Annotated in this window: 20 protein-coding genes, 2 pseudogenes, 1 riboswitch and 1 other annotated feature; of the genes and pseudogenes, 14 read left to right on the top strand and 8 right to left on the bottom strand. The window is 50.1% G+C overall.

Going from position 1 to position 24,593, the window contains the following annotated elements:
* The coding region (locus DXH47_RS07835; protein WP_137975625.1) for an ABC transporter permease at positions 1-1,376 on the top strand (1,376 nt) is incomplete at its 5' end.
* Between the two features lie 24 nt (positions 1,377-1,400).
* Entirely contained in the window at positions 1,401-2,378 is a 978-nt protein-coding gene (locus DXH47_RS07840) for an aldo/keto reductase (protein ID WP_129032807.1), read from the top strand.
* A 76-nt stretch (positions 2,379-2,454) separates the two neighbouring features.
* Here the strand turns inward: DXH47_RS07840 and map are convergent, their stop codons facing one another.
* Positions 2,455-3,246, bottom strand: a complete 792-nt coding sequence (gene map, locus DXH47_RS07845) for a type I methionyl aminopeptidase (RefSeq protein ID WP_129032808.1) — start codon at positions 3,244-3,246, stop codon at positions 2,455-2,457.
* Between the two features lie 166 nt (positions 3,247-3,412).
* Here map and DXH47_RS07850 point away from each other — a divergent pair, with 166 nt between their 5' ends.
* The 6 genes and pseudogenes from DXH47_RS07850 (at position 3,413) to arsC (ending at position 7,889) form a co-directional block, all read left to right on the top strand.
* Positions 3,413-3,604, top strand: a complete 192-nt coding sequence (locus tag DXH47_RS07850; protein WP_129032809.1) for a hypothetical protein — start codon at positions 3,413-3,415, stop codon at positions 3,602-3,604.
* A gap of 233 nt (positions 3,605-3,837) precedes the next feature.
* Positions 3,838-3,975: riboswitch (FMN riboswitch) on the top strand.
* A gap of 122 nt (positions 3,976-4,097) precedes the next feature.
* Positions 4,098-5,144, top strand: coding sequence for a bifunctional diaminohydroxyphosphoribosylaminopyrimidine deaminase/5-amino-6-(5-phosphoribosylamino)uracil reductase RibD (gene ribD, locus DXH47_RS07855; protein ID WP_170954986.1), 1,047 nt, complete (start codon positions 4,098-4,100; stop codon positions 5,142-5,144).
* Positions 5,144-5,749 carry a riboflavin synthase gene (locus tag DXH47_RS07860; protein WP_129032811.1) on the top strand — a complete coding sequence of 202 codons (606 nt, stop codon included), beginning with the start codon at positions 5,144-5,146 and terminating at the stop codon, positions 5,747-5,749. The genes ribD and DXH47_RS07860 overlap by 1 nt, the downstream gene beginning before the upstream one ends.
* Positions 5,736-6,930 (top strand): annotated as a pseudogene (gene ribA / locus DXH47_RS07865) (GTP cyclohydrolase II). The gene DXH47_RS07860 and the pseudogene ribA overlap by 14 nt, the downstream one beginning before the upstream one ends.
* A 6-nt stretch (positions 6,931-6,936) precedes the next feature.
* Positions 6,937-7,416 (top strand): 6,7-dimethyl-8-ribityllumazine synthase, encoded by a 480-nt coding sequence (gene ribH, locus DXH47_RS07870; protein ID WP_129032812.1) that lies wholly within the window; start codon positions 6,937-6,939, stop codon positions 7,414-7,416.
* 47 nt (positions 7,417-7,463) lie between these two features.
* Positions 7,464-7,889 (top strand): arsenate reductase (thioredoxin), encoded by a 426-nt coding sequence (gene arsC / locus DXH47_RS07875; RefSeq protein WP_129032813.1) that lies wholly within the window; start codon positions 7,464-7,466, stop codon positions 7,887-7,889.
* A 99-nt stretch (positions 7,890-7,988) separates the two neighbouring features.
* Here the strand turns inward: arsC and DXH47_RS07880 are convergent, their stop codons facing one another.
* Positions 7,989-8,351, bottom strand: coding sequence for a winged helix-turn-helix transcriptional regulator (locus DXH47_RS07880; protein ID WP_129032814.1), 363 nt, complete (start codon positions 8,349-8,351; stop codon positions 7,989-7,991).
* 327 nt (positions 8,352-8,678) lie between these two features.
* Between DXH47_RS07880 and DXH47_RS07885 the strand changes: the two genes are divergently transcribed.
* The 3 genes and pseudogenes from DXH47_RS07885 to DXH47_RS07895 all read left to right on the top strand — a co-directional run bounded on the left by DXH47_RS07885 (position 8,679) and on the right by DXH47_RS07895 (position 12,116).
* A complete protein-coding gene (locus tag DXH47_RS07885; protein ID WP_129032815.1) occupies positions 8,679-9,614 on the top strand; it encodes an ATP-binding cassette domain-containing protein in 936 nt (311 codons plus the stop codon).
* Between the two features lie 3 nt (positions 9,615-9,617).
* Positions 9,618-11,138: pseudogene (locus DXH47_RS07890) on the top strand (ABC transporter permease/substrate-binding protein).
* A gap of 18 nt (positions 11,139-11,156) precedes the next feature.
* Positions 11,157-12,116, top strand: a complete 960-nt coding sequence (locus DXH47_RS07895) for a zinc-binding dehydrogenase (RefSeq protein WP_129032816.1) — start codon at positions 11,157-11,159, stop codon at positions 12,114-12,116.
* 120 nt (positions 12,117-12,236) lie between these two features.
* Here DXH47_RS07895 and murI read toward each other — a convergent pair whose 3' ends face one another.
* Both murI and DXH47_RS07905 read right to left on the bottom strand, forming a co-directional pair.
* Complete coding sequence (murI, locus tag DXH47_RS07900) at positions 12,237-13,019, bottom strand: glutamate racemase (RefSeq protein ID WP_129032817.1); 783 nt, start codon at positions 13,017-13,019, stop codon at positions 12,237-12,239.
* Positions 13,020-15,473: 2,454 nt separating this feature from the next.
* Positions 15,474-15,722: a MerR family transcriptional regulator gene (locus DXH47_RS07905; protein ID WP_129032818.1), complete on the bottom strand. Its 249-nt coding sequence runs from the start codon at positions 15,720-15,722 to the stop codon at positions 15,474-15,476.
* An 85-nt stretch (positions 15,723-15,807) separates the two neighbouring features.
* On the opposite strand from DXH47_RS07905, the gene DXH47_RS07910 reads away from it, so the two are divergent.
* On the top strand, positions 15,808-16,548 hold the full coding sequence (locus DXH47_RS07910; protein WP_129032819.1) for an SDR family oxidoreductase: 741 nt from the start codon (positions 15,808-15,810) through the stop codon (positions 16,546-16,548).
* Positions 16,549-16,946: 398 nt separating this feature from the next.
* Here DXH47_RS07910 and brnQ read toward each other — a convergent pair whose 3' ends face one another.
* Complete coding sequence (brnQ, locus tag DXH47_RS07915; RefSeq protein WP_170954987.1) at positions 16,947-18,326, bottom strand: branched-chain amino acid transport system II carrier protein; 1,380 nt, start codon at positions 18,324-18,326, stop codon at positions 16,947-16,949.
* 599 nt (positions 18,327-18,925) lie between these two features.
* Entirely contained in the window at positions 18,926-19,819 is an 894-nt protein-coding gene (locus tag DXH47_RS07920) for a hypothetical protein (protein WP_129032821.1), read from the bottom strand.
* A 285-nt stretch (positions 19,820-20,104) separates the two neighbouring features.
* On the opposite strand from DXH47_RS07920, the gene pyrF reads away from it, so the two are divergent.
* Together pyrF and pyrE are read left to right on the top strand one after the other, a co-directional pair.
* Positions 20,105-20,821, top strand: a complete 717-nt coding sequence (pyrF, locus tag DXH47_RS07925; protein WP_129032822.1) for an orotidine-5'-phosphate decarboxylase — start codon at positions 20,105-20,107, stop codon at positions 20,819-20,821.
* Complete coding sequence (gene pyrE / locus DXH47_RS07930; RefSeq protein WP_129032823.1) at positions 20,818-21,462, top strand: orotate phosphoribosyltransferase; 645 nt, start codon at positions 20,818-20,820, stop codon at positions 21,460-21,462. Before pyrF ends, pyrE begins: the two co-directional genes overlap by 4 nt.
* 145 nt (positions 21,463-21,607) lie before the next feature.
* Here the strand turns inward: pyrE and DXH47_RS07935 are convergent, their stop codons facing one another.
* Entirely contained in the window at positions 21,608-23,257 is a 1,650-nt protein-coding gene (locus DXH47_RS07935) for a peptide ABC transporter substrate-binding protein (RefSeq protein WP_129032824.1), read from the bottom strand.
* Positions 23,258-23,385: 128 nt separating this feature from the next.
* Positions 23,386-23,635, bottom strand: a binding site (T-box leader).
* A gap of 213 nt (positions 23,636-23,848) precedes the next feature.
* Positions 23,849-24,562 (bottom strand): N-acetylmuramoyl-L-alanine amidase, encoded by a 714-nt coding sequence (locus tag DXH47_RS07940; RefSeq protein WP_129032825.1) that lies wholly within the window; start codon positions 24,560-24,562, stop codon positions 23,849-23,851.
* Positions 24,563-24,593: the final 31 nt, after the last annotated feature.

The raw sequence follows: 24,593 nt of genomic DNA on the forward strand, positions 1-24,593 counted from the left end.
TCCCGCGGTTTATCGCCCAGGCGTACGGCAGCATGTACAACCTGCCGGCCATCGGGGTCCAATACCTTTGGGTCGACATCGTGGTGGCCTTAGTGATTGCCTTGGCCTGCACCTTGGGCAGTGCGCTGGTGGTCTTACGGGTCGACCTACGCAGCTTGCCCGCCAAGCTACTCCAACCCAAGGCCCCTAAAGCAGGAAAGACTCTGTGGCTGGAACGGTGGACCGGGCTATGGCGCCGGTTGAGTTTTAACCACAAAATCACCCTGCGGAACCTGTTCCGTTATAAGCAACGGTTGATCATGACGGTGCTGGGGATTGCCGGTTGTATGGCCATGATGATCACCGGGTTCGGCTTGAAGGACTCGATTGGCGACATTAGCACCAAGCAGTTCAACGACCTCTGGCACTACGACGCCATCGTGACGCGTAGCGGCGACCAGACCGCCAGTGAAAAACGAGCGTTGAAGCAGGCGACTAACTATAAAGGAAGTTTGACGCTCCAGTCGACCCAGGTCGCGGCGAAACAAAGCGGCGTGGCCGAGCAGACCGTCACGTTGAGCGTCCCGCAGACACCGAAGCGGTTGAGCCAATTCGTGACCTTGCGTAACCGCCAGACTCACAAAGCTTACACCCTGCCAAAGACGGGCGCCGTCATCGACGAGAAACTCGCCAAGCTGTACCACGTAGAAGTGGGCGACAAGTTGGCCGTTAAACCGGCCGGCCAAAAGACCCGCCACGTCAAGGTCGCGGCCATCGCCGAAAACTACATCAACCACTTCATCTACTTGAGCCCCCAGGCGTATCGCAAAGCCTTTCACCAGGCACCGGTCTACAATGGAAACTTGGTGAAGTTGCATAAGACCAGTGAGAAGGCAGGGAACGCCTTTGCCGACCGCTTGTTACGGCACAAGGGAATTCAAAACGTGACGTTGATGGCCGCCCAGCGGGAGACCAATTTCAAGTCGCTGGATAGCATGAATCTGGTCGTGTTGATCTTTGTGATTTCAGCAGGTGCTTTAGCGTTAGTGGTATTGTATAATTTAACTAATATCAACGTGTCCGAACGGATTCGGGAATTGTCGACCATCAAGGTCCTGGGCTTTTACGACCACGAGGTAACGATGTATATTTTCCGGGAGAACCTGATTTTGACGGTCCTGGGGATCCTGGTCGGGTGCTTCTTAGGGGATTGGCTCCACGCCTACATCTTACAGACGGCGGAGACCAACGCGCTGATGTTCTCGCCCGGGATTCACCCCGTGAGTTACTTGTACGCGGCCGTGCTCACGCTAGCCTTTAGCTTGCTGGTGATGGGCATCATGCACGTCAAGCTCAAACGGGTCAACATGTTGGACGCGTTAAAATCAGTTGATTAGCCGGAAATAGAAGGAGGAGTCAAGATGCATTATCGAAAATTTGGTGACACGGGGTTTGACATCAGCGAGGTCTCATTAGGGACCTGGCAACTCGGTGGCAAGTGGGGCGCGCCGTTTGACGAACAAGATGCCTTGGACACCCTGGCAGAAGCCTATGACCAGGGCGTGAACTTCTTTGACACCGCCGATGGGTACCAGGGCAGTCTCAGTGAAAAGGCCGTGGGAAAGTTCTTGCAGACCCACCCGGACGTGCACTTCACCACGAAATTGGGTCGTAAAGAAGAACCGTTAACGGCCGAACGTTTTGACCCGCAACACGTGGACCAATACGTCGATGCGTCCCGGCAAAACATGGGCGTCGACGCCTTGGACATGGTATTGCTACACTGTCCGCCGACTGAGGTGTACTACAGTCCCGAAACCTTCTTCGAACTGGACCGGCTGAAACAGGCCGGTAAGATTCGCCACTACGGGGTCAGCGTGGAAAAGGTCGAACAGGGCATTAAGGCGCTGGACTACAACGTTTCGGCCGTCGAAATCATCTTCAACATGTTCCGCTTACGGCCAGCGGACCTCTTCTTTGACCTCGCCAAGAAGCAACACGTGGGCATCTTGGCCCGGGTCCCCTTGGCCAGTGGCTTACTGACCGGGAAGTTTACCGCTGACACTAAGTTTGCGGCAGACGATCACCGGGCCAACAACCGTAACGGGGAACATTTCGATAAAGGGGAAACCTTCTCTGGGGTCGATTACCTGACGGGCGTCAAGGCCGCGGCTGAACTGCAAAAGCGGTTGGGCACGGACAACCTGGCGGCTACGGCGTTACGCTACATCTTGATGAACGACGCGGTTTCCGCCGTGATTCCAGGGGCTAGCAACCCGACGCAAATCGAGCGCAATACCAGCGCCGCCGACCTGCCTGCGTTGACGCCGGACCAGATGGCCATCGTCCGTGACGTTTACGACCAGTACGTGAAGAATCCGGTTCACTACCTCTGGTAAAATTTTGACAACTAACCTAAAAAGCGCCCACCACGATAACGAGTGGTGGGCGCTTTTTGACGCAATAAAGTTAAGTTTAGAGCAGGTACTTGGCGTCGATGTCCGGGTCTTGCGACGTCAAGATCTTTGGCCCGTCCTTGGTGATGGCCAGGGTGTGTTCGTACTGGCAGGATAACGACCCGTCAGCGGAGACATAGTATTCCCAGTTGTCCTTGTCGAGCTTGTCGGTCAGTTCGAAGGTCCCCAAGTTGACCATCGGTTCGATGGTGATGACCATGCCTTCGCGTAACCGGATACCGTGGCCGGCTTCACCGTAAGCGGGAACGTCGGGTTCTTCGTGCATTTCGGTGCCGATCCCGTGGCCAATCAGGTCGCGGACGTCACCCATGTGGTTTTGGGTCTCGACGTAGTCCTGAATGGCCGCGCCGATGTCGCCGATGCGGTTACCGATAACCGATTGGTCGATGCCCAGGTACAGGGCTTTGCGGGTAACATCCATCAAACGTTTGACGTCGTCGCTGACGTCGCCGACTGCGTAAGCCCAGCAGGAGTCGGCCTGGTAGCCGTCCAAAGAGACGGTCATGTCGACCTTGACCAGGTCACCGTTCTTCAACAGACGACCCTTTTGTGGCGCCATGTGGGCGACCTCGTCGTTGATACTGATGCAAGTGGCGTAGTGGTAGCCATCGACGTCCTTTTCGGACGGAATGGCGCCGTGGTCGGCGCAGTACTGGGTGGTAAACTTCTCGATTTCCCAGCTATCGATACCGGGCTTGATCAGGTTCCGTAAGCCTAAATGGATGTTGGCCAGTAAGGTGCCGGCAGCGTTCATTTTTTCAATTTCACGTGGTGATTTAATGGTAATCAAAATTGAACCTCCTAATTATTCTCTACGGGTTTAAATGTACACTACTTGCGCTTGGATATCCAGACGCAGGGGACAACGGCGCAATGATTTAGTCGGTAAGTCGTCACAAAACGAAATGATTGTGGGTGGCCAGTTAGCGATGAAAGCGATAACCTTGGAGGCATAAGTGTCAAAAATCAACGGAGATGGTGCGAGCGTGCGACAATTAGGGCGATATGTCATCAAAATTTTAGTTCTGACGGTGGGAGCAGTGGGGCTGTTGACTTGGGTCACGACGGTCCAACCAGCGAGTTCCACGGAAAAAACGGCCCAAGAAGCCAGCAGTTATTCCCCCCAGTCGCCACTATCGACGCGGTGAATTAGTGGTTTTTCGTAATCACATCTATCGGGTTCAACAGGCCACGGGTCCGTTGCGGCAGTCGGGGAATGTGACCCGGTTGGACCCGCAGATGTTTCAACCCGTGCAAGACTAGGCGGGCCAGCTCACATCATGTTATCAATGATTATTAATAACATAGAATGAGCGATTTTTTTGTAATTTTGGGTTGTACCCCGCGAAAATCTGCTGTAGCCTAAAAGTGTTAACTGAATACATTTCTTCGGGGCAGGGTGAAATTCCCGACCGACGGTGACAACGCCAGGTGGTGTTGAAGTCCGTGACCCGCGTATAGCGGTGGACCCAGTGCAAGTCTGGGACCGACAGTAAAGTCTGGATGGGAGAAGAAATAAATTTGACTTTCGACCTGTATGGGGGCGCTTTAAGCATGGCCCCAACTCGGAGATCTTATTTAGCTTTCAATCATGGCCCCGCAGCTACATTGCGGGGCCTTTTTTTTGCGAGGTGAATCAAGATCACAGACCAAGATTATATGACGCTCGCCGTGGCGCAAGCCCGTCACGGCAGCAATCAGACCTGGACGAACCCCATTGTGGGGGCCGTTCTGGTCAAACACAACCAGATTTTAGCGCAAGGTTACCATCACCGGTTTGGGCAAGCTCACGCTGAAATCGACACGTTAAACCAACTGGACGATGTTGCCCAAGCGCAGGGGGCCACGATGTACGTGACGCTCGAACCCTGCAGCCATTACGGTAAGACACCACCGTGTGCCCGCAAACTGGTGGCCGTGGGCATTGCCCGGGTGGTCATCGGCCAACGCGACCCCAACCCGCTGGTCGCGGGTAAGGGCATCGCCATCTTAGAGGCGGCGGGCATCGCCGTGACGGTCCTCGACCAAACGGAGGGATTGAACCCCACCTATAATTTTTATTATCACCACCACCGCCCGTTCGTGACCCTCAAGATGGCGGTCAGCGCCGATGGCAAGTTGAACGCCGCTACCGCGCAGCGGACCCGCTTGACTGGTGAGCTGGCCGGGCACGATAGCCAAGCCTTACGGGCCTGCCAACAAGCCATCCTGATTGGTGAACGGACCTTAACCATCGACCAACCGGCCCTGACGGTGCGCGACCAAAAGTTAGCCGTGGCGCCCCGGCGCGTCGTGGTGGTCAACGCTGCCGACCAGCTCGACTTAACCAACCGGTTCTTTCAGGACACCACGCCGGTGTGGCTCTTGAGCCGCCAACCTAGCCACCGGACCTGGCCGGATTTCGTCACCGTGACGGCCGGTCAAGCCTGGACGCCGGAACAAATTGTGGCGTTTTTGGCCGACCAAGGCATTCAAGCCCTCTTAGTTGAGGGCGGTAGTCACCTGCACGCCGAATTCGTGGCGGCCGGTCTGGTCGACCAAGTGGTGACCTACGTGGCCCCGACCTTGTTAGGTGGCCAAGCGTTACCGGCCGTCAGTGGCGCTGGTGGAAAACAATTACCTTTACGCCTGACCGACACGCAAGTTCTCGGACCCGATGTCCGCTTGACTTTTAGGAGGGTAAGCTAATGTTTACAGGAATTATTCAAGATGTCGGCACCGTCGCCAAAATTAACCGCACGGCCGCCCACGCCGATTTGACGTTTGAAACGTCCTTACCGGCGACATGCCACAGCAAGGTGGGGGACAGTCTCGCCATCAACGGCGTTTGTTTGACCATCACGCAGTTAGTGCCAAAAGGGTTTACCACGACCATCATGCCGGAGACTAGCCGCCGCAGTACGCTGGGCGACCTGGCGACCGGTGAGCGGGTGAACCTTGAACCGGCCCTAGGTGTCATGGACCGTCTGGACGGTCATTTCGTTTTGGGGCACGTGGACACCACCACGCGGCTACTCAAGCGGGAGACCGACGAAAATGCGGTGGTCCTGACGTTTACGTTACCGGCACAGTGCCAAAACGAAGTGGTCTTCAAAGGCTCGGTCGCTTTAGACGGCGTCAGCCTCACGGTCAGTGCCATCACGGCCGACAGCTTTAGCGTCAGCCTGATTCCGCACACCTTGGACCAGACGATTCTAGCCGACTTGCGGCCCCACGACCGCGTGAACTTAGAGACCGATATTTTAGGCAAGTACTTAAACCAGTTGGAGGGAACTAAACATGAGCACAATTAAACAACGTGTCGAGACCGCCCTGACCACGTTACAGCGGGGTGGCTTGGTGATCGTCACCGACGACGACCACCGCGAAGCTGAAGGGGACATGGTGGGCTTGGCCCAATTCGTCTCCGTCGAAACGGTCAATAAAATGGTAACCAACGCCCGGGGCCTCCTGTGTGCCCCGATGAGCCAAGACATTGCGACCAGCCTAGGGTTGACCCCGATGGTCGCCCACGGTAACGACGCCTTTACGGTCAGTGCCGACGCCAAGACCACCTCGACAGGGATCTCCGCCGTCGACCGGGCCGACACGCTTCGGCAGTTGGCCGACCCGAAGTCTCGTCCTGGTGACTTTTACCACCCGGGCCACGTCTTCCCGTTGATTGCCAAGGAACACGGCACCCTGCAACGCGGGGGTCATACCGAAGCCGCCGTCGACTTGGCCAAGCTGGCGGGGGCGCGACCAGTCGCTTATATTTGTGAAATCCTGAAGCACGACGGTCACATGGCGCGCAAACGGCAATTGAAGGCCTTTGCCGAGGGGATTCAGATGCCGTTTTTGTCGATTCAAGACATCCAAAGCTACCGGTACCAACAAAATATCGACGTGGTCCAATCCATCACCCAGGTCCACCTCCCCACCAAGTACGGCGACTTCCAACTCGAAGCCTTTGCGACTAACGATGGCCGCGAACCCACACTGTTGATTTCCAAGGGTCAGATTACCCCCGACGAACCGCTGTTGTTGCGGGTCCATTCGGAGTGTTTGACGGGCGACGTCTTCGGGTCACAACGCTGTGACTGCGGCGAACAACTGGCACTGGCTTTGCGGACTATCGAGCAAGCAGGCCACGGGGCCGTCTTGTATCTGCGCCAAGAAGGCCGCGGCATCGGGCTGGCTAACAAGTTGCGGGCTTACAAGCTGCAAGAAGACGGCTACGACACCGTCGAAGCCAACGAGCAACTGGGCTTTCAACCTGACGAACGCCACTATGGCTTAGTGGCCGCGATTTTGCACCAAAAGCAGGTCCACACCGTGAAACTTTTGACCAACAATCCAGACAAGGTCACTCAATTGCAGAACTTAGGTTTACAGGTGACCCGCGAATCCCTGGAAGTGGCACCGCAGAAAACGGACCGCAACTATCTAATTCACCAAAAAGCAAAAGTTCCATCACCTACTCAAGGAGGTTTAAGTCAATATGACAGCATTACCAACATCTTTACAGGGGCAAGGCTTACGCATCGGCGTGCTGACGGCTCAATTCAACCAGGTTGTGACGCAAAAGCTGACCGCGGGGGCCGTGGCGACGCTCCAGGAACTCGGCGTGACCACCAATGACATCTTAACGGCCAACGTTCCCGGCGCCTTAGAACTCCCCCGGGCCGCCCGGCTGATGGGGGACTCGGGTCGCGTGGACGGTATCATCGCGTTAGGGGCCGTCATCCGGGGCCAAACCAGTCATTACGACGTGGTCTGTGACGAAACGGCCCGCGGCTTATCGCAAGTCTCGACCGCCGGGCCAGTCCCCGTAATGTTTGGCGTTTTGACCACTGACGACTTGAACCAGGCCTTGAACCGCGCAGGTGGCAAGGTCGGCAATAAGGGCAGCGATTGTGCCAGCGGTGTGATTGCGATGATTAATTTACAGCGCCAACTCACCGCCGATGCGGTACACTAAGAGAAACGAATGTTTCATGTGAAACATCGGAGAGACAGGTGACCACTATGCCCGCTCAAGTTTACTTCCTATGTACCGGTAACTCGTGCCGTAGCCAAATGGCGGGGGGCCTCGCCAAAAAGATTCTAGGCCCTGACTGGCGCATCGCCAGTGCCGGGATCGAAGCCCACGGCGTCCACCCGCTGGCCGTGCAGGTCCTGGCCGAAATTGGCATCGACATTTCGCAGCAGACCTCCAAGGTCATCGACCCCGATTACCTGCAACACTGCACGCTAGTGGTCACGTTATGTGGCGACGCCCGCGACCGTTGTCCAGTGACGCCACCGACGGTCAAGCACCAACACTGGCCGTTACGTGACCCCGCCCAGGCTACGGGGTCGTTGGCCCAACGACTAACGGTCTTTCGCGCGGTTCGCGATGACCTGATTGACCGCTTAAAGGACTTGGCGCAGACCACCGCCACATCTGATTAACGGGTCAAAATAGACTAAAAAAATCCTGATTACCAACGCAATTTAAGTTGGCAATCAGGATTTTTATCGTTATCGGGAGCTGTTGTTCGAGTCTATGTTTCACTCAGATTGGGCCAATTTTTTTCGTTTATCCGGATTTTGATCAAGATAAACACTACCCCAATTAGCCATCGTCTCAATAACGGGTCGCATGCTATTACCAAGGTCAGATAAGCGATATTCGACTTTGGGGGGGATGACGGCATAAGCATGACGAGTGACCAAGCCGTCGCTTTCCATTTCGCGTAAACTTTGCGTCAGCATTTTTTGACTGATTCCCGCCACGCTCTGCTTTAATTCAGAATAACGCTTTGTACCGGTTAATAGGTCGCGGACAATTAAAACTTTCCATTTGCTACTTAATAAATCAATCGTGGTTGCAACGGGACAAATCCCATTTTGTTCTAGTAATTTTCTTGACATTCAAGCACCCCATTCCTATCAAACTCATTTGTAACTTAAAGTTACTAGAAAACTTTAAAGCGCCTACTTCAAAATAGACCATAAGGATATTATAGTTAGTGATGGTCGAAAATACAATTTGAAAAGCGAGAATTGGCGATGAAATTAATAATTTTTAGTAGGACCAGTGACTCTTTTTACGTGTAGTGCTAGTAGCAGTTTTGTGCGGAGGACTACCTTAGAAAAATAATATAACCGAATGACTATTCCTACAAATGATTAAGCAACGACAAAGTCGCCTATTCTTGCCGTAGCCTGTATTTAAAAAATTAAAAAGAAGGAATATAGATGATTACTTTTAATCAAATCACCAAACAATATCCGGATAAATTAGCGTTAAATCAACTTAGCCTAAAAGTCCAGAGCCATGAATTTTTTGTGCTGGTTGGACCCTCTGGCTCTGGAAAAACCACGTTACTAAAAATGATTAACCGGTTAGAAACGCCGACTTCTGGCAGTGTCAGCATTGATGATAAAAATGTTAATGATCTTAATCTGACAAAACTGCGCCAAAACATTGGTTATGTCTTACAGTCTGGTGCTTTATTTCCCAACATGACGGTTTTCCAAAACGCTGCTATTCAACTGGCCAACTTAAACTGGGAACCTGAAAAGCAACATGACCGGGTTGCAGAACTCCTAACCGAGGTCGGATTACCTCCCAAAGAATTTATGACGAAAATGCCGCACGAATTGTCTGGTGGCGAAGCGCAACGCGTGGGAATCGTTCGTGCATTAGCAGCAAGCCCCATGATTGTGCTGATGGATGGGCCCTTCAGTGCCCTTGATCCCGTTTCGACGCGACAACTGCAAGATTTAGTATTGCAGTTGCACCAAACACTGGCGACCACTTTCGTCTTCGTGACTCACGATATGCAGGAAGCCATTAAATTGGCAGACCATCTGGCAGTTATTCATAATGGGGAGCTTCAACAGATTGGTACGCCCAACGAGATCTTAGCGGCACCAACCAATGATTTTGTTAAAAATTTTTTCCGCGATGCTTCTCAACAAAAAGCTTTTTTAGCCCGGGTCATTGAATCGGGACTTGGTCAACCAAAAAATCACCAAAAGGCGCTTGTTTTGCAGCAAACTGACACGATTATGGATTGGGCAACTATTTTACACCGCAACCCTGCGGCGTTGATTGAAGTTGCCAACGTTGTTTTGGTACCAACAGATTTTCCTGCATACATTGCAACTATGAAGAAAGGGGACCACTAATTCATGGATTCGTTAGAAACATATCTTCAACACAATAGTCAGCAGATTATTGGGGCTTTGGGGCAACATATTGTACTGTCATTGATTGCAATTCTGATTACCATTGTCATTGCTATTCCATTGGCGGTAATCCTTATGAATCATCAGAAATGGGGAGAAGTCGTGCTTCAGGTGACAAGTGTCATTCAAACCATTCCTAGTTTAGCCGTTTTAGGGATTTTGATTCCCTTTGTGGGGATTGGAACGATTCCAGCTATCATTGCTTTAGTGTTATACGCCATTATGCCCGTCTATCAAAACACTTACGCTGGATTGACTTCGATTGATCCTCTATTAATTCAAGCGGCAGAAGCTTTTGGGATGAAAAGGCGTTTCAAACTGTTCAAAGTTCAGTTTCCACTGGCGATGCCCATGATTATTTCTGGTATTCGGATTGGGAGTGTCATGGTCATTGGGACGGCAACACTAGCCGCGTTAATTGGGGGCGGCGGCCTTGGGACCTATATTCTATTGGGAATCCAAACTAACAATAATAACGCCCTAATCGTGGGGGCTATCTTATCAGCGTTGCTCGCGTTGATTGTGAGTGGCGTGATTCGGGTGCTTTCCAAGGTTTCTTTCAAAAAGACAATTATTGGCCTGGTCAGTCTTGTCTTGATAGGTGGTATCGGTACGGCTGCCGTTAAATTAGCCACGCCGCAGCGACAAACGATTACTATCGCGGGGAAAATGGGAGGCGAACCCGAGATTTTAATTAATATGTATAAGGATTTGATTCAACAGGATAACCCCAATATCAAGGTAAACTTAAAGCGAAACTTTGGTGGGACCAGTTTTCTGTTCAAGGCCTTACAAAGCAATAAAATCGATATTTATCCAGAATTTACGGGAACAGTACTCCAATCCCTGGTTAAAGGACATACAAAAGTGAACCCCAATGCCCATTCTGCATATAAGACTGCTAAAAAAGCATTAAAAAATCAGTTTAACATGCGTTTTTTGGCCCCCATGAAATATCAAAATGGGTATGGGATAGCCGTGAAAACCAGTGTTGCAAAAAAATATAACCTACGTAATTTTTCTGATTTAAAAAAACATCGGAATTTTAAAGCAGCGTTTGACCCTGACTTTTTCCAACAAGCGGATGGTTATCCGGAATTGCAAAAGGTATATGGATTAAACTTTAATAGTGTCAGGACAATGGAACCCTCCCTACGGTATAAGGCACTTGCTCGGGGGGGTGTCCAAGTTGCTGATGCGTATACAACGGATCCACAGATTCCTAAGTATCATTTGACCCTTCTAAAAGACAATTTACATTTTTTCCCACCTTACCAAGGTGCACCGTTAATGAAATAGTCTTTTGCGAAGAAAAATCCGCAAATCGTTAAAAGTTTGAACAAATTGGTAAATAAAATCAGTACAAAAGATATGCAAAAAATGAATTACCGCGTTACGATTAACCACGAAAAGGCGGCTACAGTAGCGAAAACGTATTTAAAAACCCATGGTTTATTGAAATAAGAAAGGCGGGTGTGTTTGATGAAGGCTTACGTTGTGGAACACCCGGGTGGTCCTGAAGTGTTGGAACTAAAAGATGTGGCAACTCCAAAGGTCAAACCAGGTTGGAATTTGGTCAAAGTTCTAGGTTTTGGCATCAATCATTCCGAAATTTTTACAAGGGAAGGCAAGTCACCAAGCGTTAAATTTCCACGAATCTTGGGGATTGAAGTGGTCGGTAAAATTGTAGCCAGTTCGGTTCCACAACAATTGACACCCGGTCAGACCGTCATTTCAATCATGGGTGAAATGGGAAGACAATTTGATGGGAGTTATGCAGAAGACGTCCTGTTGCCGAATGACCAAGTTTACCCGGTCCAAACGACGTTATCCATTGCTAACTTAGCAGCTATCCCGGAGACCTACTACACAGCATTTGGAATAGCCAAAAGTCTTCAAATTCAAGCAAACGATGAAGTTCTTATTCAAGCGGCAACAAGCGGGGTAGGGATTGCCGTGTGTCGGCTCATCAAAGCATTTAATGCGCATGTTAAGGTGACGGGTACTAGTCGAACAGCGGCTAAAGAAAATCAGTTATTGCATGCGGGATTTGATAAAGTTATCGTTGCGCCTAATAGTCGAGAATTACCCGCAAATTGTGGGGCATTTGATAAAATAGTGAATTTAATTGGTCCACTCAGTGTGCCGGATGCCCTGCAACACCTTAAAGAATTTGGGATTCTTAACTCTACTGGGCAATTGGGTGGCGTGTGGACTTTAGATGATTTTGATCCCATCACCGCGATTCCTAATAACCGCTACCTAACCAGTTTTTATTCGGGCGATGTTTCGCAAACGAGTATTCAAGAGATGTTAGATTTCTTGGCTAAGTATCAAGTTGATGTTCAGCCGGCCAAGACTTTTTCTTTTGACCACTTAAGACAAGCTCATGCCTATTTAAGTAGCCATGAGAGCTTCGGCAAAGTTGTTATCGTGATGTAGCCAATATTTGTGAGGTGCTTGGTCCAAACCACTGTCGATACAGATAATTAAAGTGATTAGGGTGCACTAAAAAATCCTGATTACCAACGCAATTCAAGTTGGTAATCAGGATTTTTGTCGTTACTGGGTGATGCCGTAATCGTACAAATGTTGGTACAACGCCAGTTCATCGGGGGTGTTGCGACTGCTGAGAAAGTCGATGTGTTGGTCGGCATTTTCCGTACGCAGTAACCCACGTTGTTTGAGCTGGGCTGCCAGGTTGTTGGCCAAGCCCTCGTAGCCTGTGTAGATGGTGACGGGGTGGTCGTACTTGGCTTGAATCATGTCGGCGATGAATGGGTAGTGGGTACAACCCAAGACGATGGCATCGATGGGGTCGTTTAAGACCGGGGCCATCAATTGGTCGACCAGTTCTTGAATCTGTTCAATCCCGTCGTGGCCTAGTTCGATGCGGTCGGCTAGCCCGGGGCAGGGCAACGAATAAACGTGGGTGCGCTCCTCGAAGCGGGCGACCTGGGCCTTGTATTTGGGCAGGCTGATGGTCAGCGGCGTGGCCATAACCAAGATGTGCTGCTTGCCGGCATCGAACGCCTGTTTTAAGGCCGGTTCGATGCCTAAGATTGGCATGTCTGGGTTAGCGGCGATGAGTTGCTGCTTAGCTGCGCTGGTCGCAGTGTTGCAGGCGATCACGACGGCCTTGACCGTGTGGGCTTTAAGTTGGACCATGACTTGGCTGGCTAAGACGCAAACCTCCGCTGAACTCTTTTCACCGTACGGGGCGTTAGCGGAATCCCCGTAAAAAATAAAGTCTTCCTGGGGCAGGACACGCGCCAGGGTGCGTAGGGTACTGATGCCCCCGACGCCGGAATCGAAGACGCCGATGGGTGCTTGTAACTTTGACATAAGCGATTTCCTCCTAAGCCTCCATTAAAGCCCCTTTTGGTCGTTTCCGCAAGTCTGGACTAAAAAATAAAAGGATCTCCCGTTTGGTTCTACAGAAAAGTAGTGAACCAAAACAGTTGGGGCAGCTATATGCAGCAAATACTCAAAATGACTGACGAAAGAGACTAAATTGAAGCCTGGCACGCCACAGCTTTACGTCTATATTGCTGGTGTGTTACTCTTTCGGTAATCCTTTAGAAGGAGAATTTTTCATGAAGATGGGTACAGTAATCATTATTATCTTATGTTTAGTATTGCCTATAATTACGCCTTCTCAGCAATGGCTAACCGCACACAAGTTAACCTATCTCCCTTTAAGTGTAGGGATTATATTTTTGTTACTCATGATATCGCTTAGTTTAGGTGTGTCTGGAGCTATCTTTAGCTGGTACGATTACGGGATTGTCAGTTTAGTTTGCTTAGAGACAAGTTGGCAAATAGTCAAATAATTTTAGAATTGATACCTGTATCTTAAGCTGCATCACACAGGCAGTTGCGGCAAGCAAACTGACTATTTGATTGGGCTTTTTCGTTTTCCTTTTGATAAAAGGAAAGACATGCCGGGTTTGACCCTTGGAGGCGATGGGTAAAGTGATATCGGCCCGATTCACCACTTTATTGAAGATGTGGACGAATTTGGCCAAATAAAGCATCGTGCCAGTTGGAATGAGGCACAGTTTAACGTGTATTCTGATATTAAAAAGTGTTGGCTGGTCAGCCAAGCTCGAAATTTCGCTGCTCCTCTAAGCTAACACCCGTCAAATATGGTTAAAATATAGTAATTATTATGAAAAATCAATTACGGTAAAAATCGTTTTCTTCTTTTGATTCTTGGTATTTAATGTGTTGACTGATAACTTTAGCTTGCGCATACTTCAGTATAGGGTATGTAAGTTTGGTTAAAACATACCAAAAAAGAAAGAAGATGGCTTATATTATGAGAGCAAGTACAACTTTGAAATTAGGTATTGCAATGCTTTCGTTTTCAACATTAGCAGTTATGAGTAATACCACTGCGAGTGCTGACGTAGTGTCCCCAAGTACCTCCAGCACCTTTGTTAGTCATTTGACATCTAATGCTCCTAAAAATGATATTTCAGACTGACAAGCTGCTGATCAATATGTACAAGTTAAGGCTAACCAGTTTTTTTAGCCAACCGACGGACGGTTCATTACCGCAAGCGACCATTGAAACTATTAAGACTAGTGTTGAGACAGTTAACGCATAAATCATGGCACATCATGGTGTGATTGACCCCTCTAGTAAACAAGTCTTTTTTCGTGGAGACCTAGCAAAGCGAAAGTCACACGAAGTACGAGGGTACTGGTAGGGAGTACGGCATATTTTCCGCTCGAATAGAGCAGTTAAAGATTTTGCTCATGACTTGGACCAACACTCGCATACATTAATGGCTGCAGGAATTATTGCTGATGGGACTGCGAACATCTTCGCTGGTGTCAGCGCCTGGTCTATTACTGGAATGGCCAGTGATCTTCGTCACTATTAATACGAACCATTCAAAAAGTAAGATTAATATGGATGTCAACGAAGTATTACAGTACAGTTTTGCCGTTTGGCATGACTAAACATTTTATTGATTAATTAGGGGTGAGAACTATCAATTTATGGGACTTTTGGCCGTTACTGTTCGTGTTTGCAATGTGGTTTGGCAAGGCATACTTAGATGACTTCTATCGCTCTCATCTGAGTATCTTCAACAATATGTGGCTGAATATCGTTGTTCTTGGAATCCTTTCGGTAACAATATACTTTACTCAAGGTCGTAGTTACATTCTGGTGATTGTAAATGTTCTATTCGGTAGCTGGATTATTATGAAAGACAAATCATCCAGATCAAAGTGACTATTCGTCCCTTTTAAACTAAAAATTTTTCTCCTAAAAGAGTCTGAGACAAAACCTCGATTCTAGAAATATCATGAGGTGGTAATTGCCGGTTTTTGGCAATTACCACCTTTTCTTATAATCCCAAATTGACACTGTTTTGACAGTGATTACCGTTCTTCGTGGTCACTAGTTTTTCGCGTTTAGGGGCTTCAAGGTATTGAGAAGTGGGGCGTGATCGGAAATAGGGGATGGGTTAGGTAACGAAACCCTTCGTTACCTAACCCATCCCCTATATTCTTTAACCTGACTCGTCGGTTTAATTTTGGCAACGCCGGTTGATAAATTCCTGGGTCCGTCCCACAGTGATCCATTCAAAGACAAATAAAAATTGCTTCTGAGTTTCTTGAAGGATTTCATCATGATTCAACTTTTTCTTGAACATATTTTTCAGTTCCATCAGCAATCGCTTCTCTATAGTAGTTACATTTCCATCTTATTTCGTCCAAAGTTTTATGCAAATCTTCAATTTGAGAATTGACTTGTTTTTCTCTTTCTAAGAAGAATTCAAGTCATTTTTCTAGCGTGGAATCACCTTGTTCAATCAAGTGAATATACTTCTTTATTTCTTTGATCGGCATACCGGTCCTTTTTAAACATTCAATTGATTGGATAGTATGAATATTAGATGCACTGAAAATTCTTTCACCATTATTATTTCTTTTTAGATTAGGAATAAGATTCTGTTGATCATAGTAGCGGATTGTTGGTTTGGTCAGATGAAACTTTTGGGCTACTTCGTTGATTCCATAAAATTTCATAATAAATACACCCCGTTATGCTTGCGTTAAAGTGCACTTTAACATGTATGCTGTATTATAATCAAGTAGATTGGAGGAAGTCAATATGAGCTTAAAAGATAAAGTCGTTATTATCATGGGGGCATCAAGTGGTATGGGCGCTGCTACGGCTAACCTACTGGCCCAAGAGGGCACTAAATTGACACTTGCTGCACGGAGATTAGAACGCTTAGATGAAATAAAGGCTAATAATCCTGAAGCTAATATTCTGACCATAAAAGCTGATGTCACTAACATTGATGACGTTCAATCAGTCGTTGACAAAACCGTTGCGACCTATGGCCGAGTTGATGTTATGTGGAATAACGCTGGAATAATGCCCGTCAATGAGCTCCGGAACAGTGCCCGGACAGAATGGGATAATCTAATCAACATTAATATCCACGGCGTTCTCAATGGCATTGATGCGGTTCTCCCAACAATGATTAAACAAGGTTCAGGCCATATTATTTCAACGGATTCCATTGCTGGCTTAGTCACCCATGCTAAATTTGCGGTTTATGCCGGCACCAAAGCAGCTATTCGCTCCATCATGGAGGGACTTCGTCAGGAAGAAGGTAAGAATGGGATTAAGTCCACAACCATTTATCCTGGCCAAGTTGCAACTGAACTTGGGAATTCGATTAATAATAAAGCCTTGCGTGACAAGATTTCATCTGATATTAAGCAACCGTCGATGACCGTTCTTAAACCTGAAGAAATTGCTAAAACAGTAGCGTTTGTCATCGATACACCTGCAAACATGTCCATCAATGAATTAGTTATTCGTCCAACCGCAGAATTATAGAAAATAATTAGCGGTTGAGAGTTGAATAGCTAAAAAGCCCCAGTTCGCTGGGGTTTTAATGTATACAAGCTTAAAATGCATGACATCTGTATGATTAAGATACCGAGACTAACCATACAAAGAAGTGTTCATGTCTATTTTATGCGCCCTTTGATGGGGCTTTTTCGTTTTCCTTTTGATGAAGAAAGGGGAACATTGTGTAAAGTGATATCGACCCAATTTACCACTTTAGCGAAGCTGAAGTGGGGAGGGGCTTAATAAGAAATAGGGGATGGGTTAGGTAACGAAGACCTTCGTTACCTAACCCATCCCCTATATTCTTTAACCTGACTCATCGGTTTAATTTTGGCAACGCCGGTTGAGCAATTTCCAGGTCCATTGCGCCAAGCCAGCCAAGGCTATTTCTTGGTCAAACTGGTAGCGGGCAGGCGGTGAGCAACGAGCTTGCGCCAAGCTAGACTGCCGCAGAAACCCACTAAGACGAACGGGAAGAAGTCTAAGCCCGCGCTGAACAGCGGAATCGTGTTGCTGGCCCAGGCGTCGATGGCCTTGAAGGCTCCCAGGTTGGCGAAGAAGGGCGGCAAGGTGTGGATGGCATCGAGAATGGCAGGCACTAACGTGAAGAGAATCGTCGTTTTGTAAATCAGCGGGTCCTTACCAATCAGGGGATGCAGAACGCCCAAGAAGATCAGCGCCATGGCAAACGGGTAAATGAAGCTCAACAGTGGCGTCGAGTAGAGGATGATTTGGGCCAGACCGAAGTTAGCGATGATGAAGGCGCCCAGGCAACTGATGGTCAAGAAGAAATGGTAGCCCAGTTTCGGGAAGCGTTCGCCCCAGTCCTGCGACAGCGCGGCCATCATGCCGATGCACGAGGTGATGCAGGCTAAGAAGGTCACGGCCCCCAAGATGGCGGTGCCGGCCAACCCGGTGTAGTGGGTCATGATTTGGGTGAAGGCGGTCCCGCCTTCGGAAGAGAGGTGCAGGTAGCTCAAACTCGACGCTCCCAACGCAATCAGGAAAATATAGATGATGGCTTCGAGGCCCATGCTGATGGTCCCAACTTTAGCCACGGCGCGGGACCGCTGGCCACTGTCGGTCAAGCCGAAGAGTTTCAAGGCGGCGATAATGGTGACGCCAAAGCCTAGGCCGGCCAGGGCGTCCATGGTGTTGTACCCCTGCAAAAAGCCGTTGATCAGGTTGCTGCCGGCACCGCTAGTGGTGGGCAGTAAGGAGATGTGGCGCAGGTCGCCCTTGATGACGAAGGCCATAAAGAAGATAAAGGCTAACAGGGCTAATAGAATCGGGTTGAGCAGTTTGCCGACATAATCGGCAATCTTACTTTGGTTGTAGGCCAGCAGGTAGGCGATACCGAAGAACAACGCGGAGAAAATCAGTAGGCCGATTTGGTCGAAGCGCTGGGGCAGAAACGGTTGAATCCCGATTGAGAAGGTCGTGGTCGCGGTCCGCGGGGAAGCAACCAGAATGCCTAGCGTCAAGTGAATCAAGATCAGGAAGAAGAGCGCGAATCGTTTACCGACCGGCGCGGCCAAATCGTAGGCGCTATTGCTGCGGGTAAGGCTGATGGCCAGAATGGAGAGTAGGGGTAACAGGATGGCGGTCAACAAGAACCCAATCGTAGCTGGCCCCCAGTTACTCGCGCTGAGTTGGCCCAGGTGAATGGGGAAGATGAGGTTGCCAGCCCCGAAGAACAGGCCGAACAGTAACGACCCTAGAATCAGATATTGATGTTTCGTTAACGTTTGTTTCATAAAAATGACCTCCTGTGAGTGGGGCGACCGATAAAAAAACGCCCTTAGCAAGTTTTTGCTAAGGACGTTATCGACGTGTGACCACCTTAATTTCCGACCACCTCACGATGATCGGCTCGAAGAGTACCGCCACCGACTGCGCACATCGACGGTGAGACTCCATTGCTGTAATGGGCGCATTCCCAGTGACCACTTCGACATTCGTCGCGGTCACGACTTGTAGCCTACTTTCGGTGATTGGTCGATTACCCCGTTTCATCCAGGTGGGGGCTCGCTGTGAATCTGGCAATCACTTACTCTGCTACGCATCGTCTTTCAAAAATATTTAAATAATTTCTATGTGCTTTATCATAAGCGCTTTTGCGCGAATGTCAATCCCTAAAATGAGATTTTTTTAATTGTTCATCGGGACTTGGCCGTCCGCAATCGATAGACTATTGTTGATTTAGCGGTATTTATACTGGGATAAACCATCGGCGTATAGTGGGAATGAATTTTATTAGCTTTTAAATGAAAAATAAATGAGAAGACAAACAAGTGTAAATGGGCGCCATAAAAGGTCACCCACTAACTAGTCGCAGTGGATGACCTGAGTTTAAACCAATTTAATTGCTGGCCCCATCGAAACCGATGAAGGTGTAATAGGGGATGCCGTTGACCAAGTAAAGACTATCGAAGGTCCCCGCGATGTTTTTCAACGAGTTTCCCCGGATATGTTGGGGTTGGTGCTGGTTGGTGATGGTCAATTTGTACTGCACGTTCCCGGTGGTGTTGACCCGCTGGAGATCAAAGCCCTTCAAGTCGTGGGCAAAGTACAGGTCGCGGTAGGGGTCGTGGAAGTCAGTCAGCGTGATTTTGGCCTGGGTGTACGGTTTTTGGTAAAAGCCCAGGTTCGCTTGAGTGTGGGCGTCGTACGTCAGGAGTTCTATGTAACCGTCCGGCGTGATGCGGATGCTGGATTGGGTAGGTTCGGCGGGACTGATGGCCGCCGCGGCACCGCCCAGATACATGTCCCCGTGACTATAGGCAATCATGTATTTAGGACAGTGCACCCGGGTGAAGGCCGACAGGTGCTGGCCCGTGATGACCGTGGGGGTGGCGTCGGTGTCGGCGACAGGGTCGACGGTGTAACCTTTGGGCTGGACCGTTTTCAACAGGTGGTAACTGAGCCGCGACGTGTAAATCAGAAGTGCTTGTTTGAGATGGCTTCCCTTTTTTTGGGTGGTCAGGTAGCCCGCTACCGTGGTGCCCTTGGGTAAGGTCAATTGTCGCTGGATGGTTTTACCAAGATGGTAGGTCGGTCGAAATTGAGCGGTCACCTTGGTGGTCCGCGTCGTTTGATAATACTGGCTTAAGTTAAGATAATCCGTGCTGGCCGTGTAATTGCCAACTTTGACGAGTGATCCCGGTACCTCCGTTTGAGCCTGAGCGGTCTCCCCACCGCCCAAAATCAGGCCCCCGAAGAGCAACGTGAGTCCCCATTTGATCCCTGTACGCATGTTTTAACGTGCCTCCTCGATTGAGTCGTTACCCCATTATACCGTTAATCCCGGCATAAAACGGGTGTTGTGACTAAAGTTGTTTCACGTGGAACATTTTGGGGTTACCGAAAAATAGAGGTTTACGAGAGTCGGATTTGCGCGTAAACTCAAGCACAATATATCGTCTTTAAACTAGTCCCGTGAGGCTAAGAAGAGGAACGGCGCCACCTGAAAAATGGGGGCAAAGACCGCTTAGCGCTAGGGCTAGACGGTCTTTTTTTGAGGCCAGAAAGGGGTTTTTCGATGCGACCAGTCATCATTGCACTAGATTTTCCCAGCCAACAACGGGCGTTAGAGTTCTTAGACCCGTTCGCCGCGACACCGAACCTGTTCGTGAAAGTGGGGATGGAACTGTTTTACACGGCGGGTCCCCAGATTTTACAAGCACTCCGGGACCGGCAGATTCAAGTCTTTCTGGATTTAAAATGTTACGACATCCCCCATACTGTGGAACAGACCATGCGACAGTTGGGCCGCCAGGGGGTGGCGATGGTCACGATTCACGCCGCTGGTGGGGCGGCGATGATCCAAGCCGCAAAACGCGGACTCTTGGCCGGCAGTCAAGACGCTGGCGTGGCGCCCGCCAAGTTGCTGGCGGTCACCCAGTTGACCTCGACGTCGGAAGCGCAGATGCAAGCCGAACAACTGGTCACCACGGATTTACTCACGTCGGTCAAACACCTGGCGCACTTGGCGTGGCAAAACGGGGCGGACGGCGTCATCGCCGCCGCGCTCGAAGACCCGACCATCCACGATGCGACCAGCCCGGACTTTTGGTGCATCAACCCGGGCATCCGCTTGGCGACTAATGCGACCGATGACCAACAACGGGTGGTCACCCCGCAAAGAGCAGCCGAATTGGGCAGTAACGGGCTCGTGGTGGGGCGACCCATCACGCAAGCGGCGGATCCATTGGCCGCGTACCACCAAATTTTACAAGAATGGGGAGCGATTCAATGACAACACGCGCAGCACAAATTGCAGCGGACTTACTAGACATTCAGGCGGTCACCTTGCGGCCCAGCCAGCCCTTCTTGTGGGCCAGTGGTTTACATGCGCCCATTTACACGGATAATCGGCGGACCATCGCCTTTCCCAAGGTGCGGACCCACATTGCGGACGGTCTGGCAGAGCTGATTCACGATAACTATCCTGACGCCACCGTGATTGGCGGCGTGGCGACCGCCGGGATTCCTCACGCGGCGCTGGTCGCTGAGAGGCTGAATTTGCCGATGACTTATGTGCGGGCCAAGCCCAAGGACCACGGGACGGGCAAACAAATTGAAGGCGAATTGTCCGCTAGCGACCAAGTCGTCTTGATTGATGACCTGATTTCGACCGGGGGCAGTGTCTTGGGGGCGGCTAAGGCCGTCCAGCAAGCTGGCGCTACCGTCCTAGGCATCGTCGCCATCTTCTCCTATGATTTGCCGGACAGCGTCACCAACTTTCAAGCGGCGGGACTGACGTTGACCACGCTGACGACCTACCATGACTTAGTGGCGGTGGCCGAAGCGACCGATCAATTCACGGCGGCCGAAATTGCCTCACTCCGGGCCTGGCACGAGGACCCCTGGCACTGGATTGGCACCACGAATGGCTAACTAAAAAATTGGCGATAACACCAAGCCGTGTGCCCCACTGCCTGAAATAAGGCGGCGGGGCACACGGCTTTTTCGTGCATAAAATTTCCCGGGACATAGATTGGATGACCCATTTTTAAAATGGCGTGACTTAATTAACGACTAATTAGTTATTTTGAGCGACATAGGCGTGGCGGTAGTCGGCGGACCCGTCAAACTGGTTGTAGACGACGCCTTTAACCTGGGGATTGACCAGGATATTGGTACGTGCGTCGTACAGTGGGGTGACGGCTTGGTCGTGCATGGCGGTTTGGGCCGCCTTGACCAGGTCTTGGTAGCGTTGGGCGGGCTTTAAGGCGTCTGCGCCCTCGGCCTTGGTCAACGCTGCGTCGTAGGTGGCGCTGTGGTAGTGGCCCATGTTGGAATTGTTATCCGATTTCAGAATTTGCAGCGACTCGATTGGGTCGGCGTAGTCCATGCCCCAACTGGTCAGGTTTGCTTGAAAGTTCCCCTTTGAAACGGCGCTTAACATGGACGGGAACGGCACGGCCTTGACGTCAACGTTGAGGCCCTTTAACTTATCGTTGAGTGTCCCTTGGATGAATTCGGCCAGTTGCTTGGTCGTGTCATCGTCGGCGCAGATCAGGGTCAGGTTAATCTTGGAACGGTGCAACCGTTTCAGGGCCGTTTGGAAATGTTGTTGGGCTTGCTTGGGCGCGTAGTCGGCGGTTTGAGCGACCGTGGCGTCCTGGGTGAAGTCGTGGCCGGTTTTTGGCGCCGTCTGCATGTGCCGCACGGCAAAGGTGTGGGCCGGCAACGACCCGTTACGCAGGAACTTTTGGGTCAATTGTTGTCGGTTGATGGCCAGAGAAATGGCGGTCCGCAGATTGCGGTTGGCGGCGGTGGTGTCCTGCTGGTTGTACTGGATGAAGCCGATTCGGCCGGAAGCCAGCGTTTTGAGGTTACTATTGTGTTGGTTTTGGCGGGTCTGTTCGCCGTCGAGGGTCACGGCATCTAACTTCTTAGATTGAAACAGGTTATACGACGTGGCGCTGGACTTGATGACCCGGTAGTTGAGCTGGTTGAGTTTGATAGCCTGCTTGTCGCGATAGGTCGGGTTCTTTTTGAGCGTCCAGGTGTCACCGGTTCCGTTCCACTTGGTGACCTTAAACGGCCCGTTATAGACGGTCGTTTGGGCGGAAGAGCCGTAGCGTTTGCCGTACTTTTGCACGGCACGTTGGTTGAGCGGATAGAAGGTCGTGCTGGCTAAAATGACTTTGAAGTACGACGTCGGTTGGGCTAGGGTAATTTTAAGTTGGTGCTTACCCGTAGCTTTAACGCCAAGAGCGCTAGGTTGTTTCTTTCCGGCCGCAACGGCATTCGCGTTTTTGATTTTGGAGAACTGGTAGGTGAATTCGGACTTCGACTTGGGGTCAAGCGTTCGTCTCCAGGAATAAACGAAGTCCTGGGCGGTCACGGGATCGCCGTTGCTCCAACGGCCGGTCGACTTGAGGTCGATGGTGTAGACAGTCCCGTCATGCGAGACCGTGGTCTTCTTGGCCAGGGCGTTTTCCGGTTGACTCTTGGCGTTGAGCCGAAACAACCCTTCGCCGACCTGGGCCAGCTGGCCGCTGGAGACGTTGTCGGTGATGTGGGCGACATCTAAGCTGGTGATGGGAGACGCTTCGTACAGATTCAAGTCCTGGGCGACGGTGGACTTGGTGGTTTGCGAGTGGGCCCTAACGGCGAAGACCCCGCCAAGAACCACGATGAGGCCGGCTAAAACTAAAGTGGAACGTTTGGTTAAGATGCTCATAATGTTTACCTCCAAATAGGTGTGACTGTAGCGTAAACAACATTAGTGAGCTTGGCCATCGTTTGATCATATGTAAAGTCCTCCTCGATTAATAAGGGTAAACAAAAACCGTCCTTAACAGCCAATGCGTTAAGGACGGTCAATTTAACCGCGGTACCACCTTAATTGGACGAAGACTGGTCACCCAGCCACCGTCCCCCTCACAGGAGACCAACATCTCCCTGACAACTGACGTATGTCGCACGTCTTTCCGTACTCGATAACCTTTCGGGAAAGCCCTCGGTGGTCCATTTACTGACTAGTCTCCGGCCGTACTCGCAGCAACGACGGCTCTCTAAACGGGCATGATCAGCTTGATCTCCACTTCAATGGTTTGTTTCGGACGATTCTTGAATTGAGGCTAGTGTACCCCCGGAAATCAGGGGGTGTCAAGGGATAAAATTAACTGCTGATGAGAAAAATGTGGGGCCTATATAGAAAGAAACTGACGAAAGTTTTTTCAAAGATGAATTAAGTGTTTTCTGTTATTAATAACAATATGTACACTGCCCAACACGGCAGTGTACGTATTTTCAGTGGCAAGTAAACCCACTATTTCTTTTTGGTATTCAAATTCTCGTGCGTAATGGCTTCAATGTAGGCCTTGGCCAGCTTCGCGCGATGTTTCTTTAAGTTGCGGTAATCGTGTTTGCTGGTGATGAATCCGGATTCGACCAAACTGTAGTCGATGCCGCGGTGTCGTAAGACGTTACAGTTGTGTAAGTCAGTCCGAAAACTGTAGCCGCGGTAGGCACGATTTAAACCAATGTATTTTTTGATGACCTGGGCTAAGCGTTTGTCCCGTTTGTTGGGATGGCGTTTGTGGATGATGACGTGACCGCCCTGGCCCCCAGCGGCATCCAGATGGAACATGATGACCGTGGTATGTTTGTTGATCTTATACGATCCCTTGTGATGATAAAGGGTGTCCGAGACCAGATTCTTTTTCGGATTGTAAAAGGTGACCTTGCTATGCTTGACCTGCTTGGCGTACTTGCGGAGTTGCGGTAATAAGACTTTCCGCAACGCCTTAGCTTCAGTGGTCCCGTTTCCCCGAGCCCCTGGATCGCCGGCACCGTGTCCCATGACGATGAGGTAATGGTGCGGTTTCTTGGTTGACTTCTTCACGGCTTTTTTGACCTTTTTCGTAGTGGTCGTGGTCTTAGTGGCGGTCGTTGCGGCTTGGGCGGTGGTGGTGAGAGCAAATCCCGCGATCAGCGGGAGTAACAGGCTGGCTACAACGACGATTGGTTTCCATTTTTTCATGTTGGCGCGCTCCTATGGGATGACATTTAAC

It is taken from the genome of Levilactobacillus suantsaii, from assembly GCF_004115745.1.
In the GTDB taxonomy this organism is placed as follows: domain Bacteria; phylum Bacillota; class Bacilli; order Lactobacillales; family Lactobacillaceae; genus Levilactobacillus; species Levilactobacillus suantsaii.

What these genes read in the sequence shown, in the direction of transcription:
- DXH47_RS07840 (WP_129032807.1), top strand. Translation starts at nt 1,401, where the DNA reads ATGCATTATCGAAAATTTGGTGACACGGGGTTTGACATCAGCGAGGTC.
- DXH47_RS07860 (WP_129032811.1), top strand. Translation starts at nt 5,144, where the DNA reads ATGTTTACAGGAATTATTCAAGATGTCGGCACCGTCGCCAAAATTAAC.
- ribH (WP_129032812.1), top strand. Translation starts at nt 6,937, where the DNA reads ATGACAGCATTACCAACATCTTTACAGGGGCAAGGCTTACGCATCGGC.
- arsC (WP_129032813.1), top strand. Translation starts at nt 7,464, where the DNA reads ATGCCCGCTCAAGTTTACTTCCTATGTACCGGTAACTCGTGCCGTAGC.
- DXH47_RS07880 (WP_129032814.1), bottom strand. Translation starts at nt 8,351, where the DNA reads ATGTCAAGAAAATTACTAGAACAAAATGGGATTTGTCCCGTTGCAACC.
- DXH47_RS07885 (WP_129032815.1), top strand. Translation starts at nt 8,679, where the DNA reads ATGATTACTTTTAATCAAATCACCAAACAATATCCGGATAAATTAGCG.
- DXH47_RS07895 (WP_129032816.1), top strand. Translation starts at nt 11,157, where the DNA reads ATGAAGGCTTACGTTGTGGAACACCCGGGTGGTCCTGAAGTGTTGGAA.
- murI (WP_129032817.1), bottom strand. Translation starts at nt 13,019, where the DNA reads ATGTCAAAGTTACAAGCACCCATCGGCGTCTTCGATTCCGGCGTCGGG.
- DXH47_RS07905 (WP_129032818.1), bottom strand. Translation starts at nt 15,722, where the DNA reads ATGAAATTTTATGGAATCAACGAAGTAGCCCAAAAGTTTCATCTGACC.
- DXH47_RS07910 (WP_129032819.1), top strand. Translation starts at nt 15,808, where the DNA reads ATGAGCTTAAAAGATAAAGTCGTTATTATCATGGGGGCATCAAGTGGT.
- DXH47_RS07920 (WP_129032821.1), bottom strand. Translation starts at nt 19,819, where the DNA reads ATGCGTACAGGGATCAAATGGGGACTCACGTTGCTCTTCGGGGGCCTG.
- pyrF (WP_129032822.1), top strand. Translation starts at nt 20,105, where the DNA reads ATGCGACCAGTCATCATTGCACTAGATTTTCCCAGCCAACAACGGGCG.
- pyrE (WP_129032823.1), top strand. Translation starts at nt 20,818, where the DNA reads ATGACAACACGCGCAGCACAAATTGCAGCGGACTTACTAGACATTCAG.
- DXH47_RS07935 (WP_129032824.1), bottom strand. Translation starts at nt 23,257, where the DNA reads ATGAGCATCTTAACCAAACGTTCCACTTTAGTTTTAGCCGGCCTCATC.
- DXH47_RS07940 (WP_129032825.1), bottom strand. Translation starts at nt 24,562, where the DNA reads ATGAAAAAATGGAAACCAATCGTCGTTGTAGCCAGCCTGTTACTCCCG.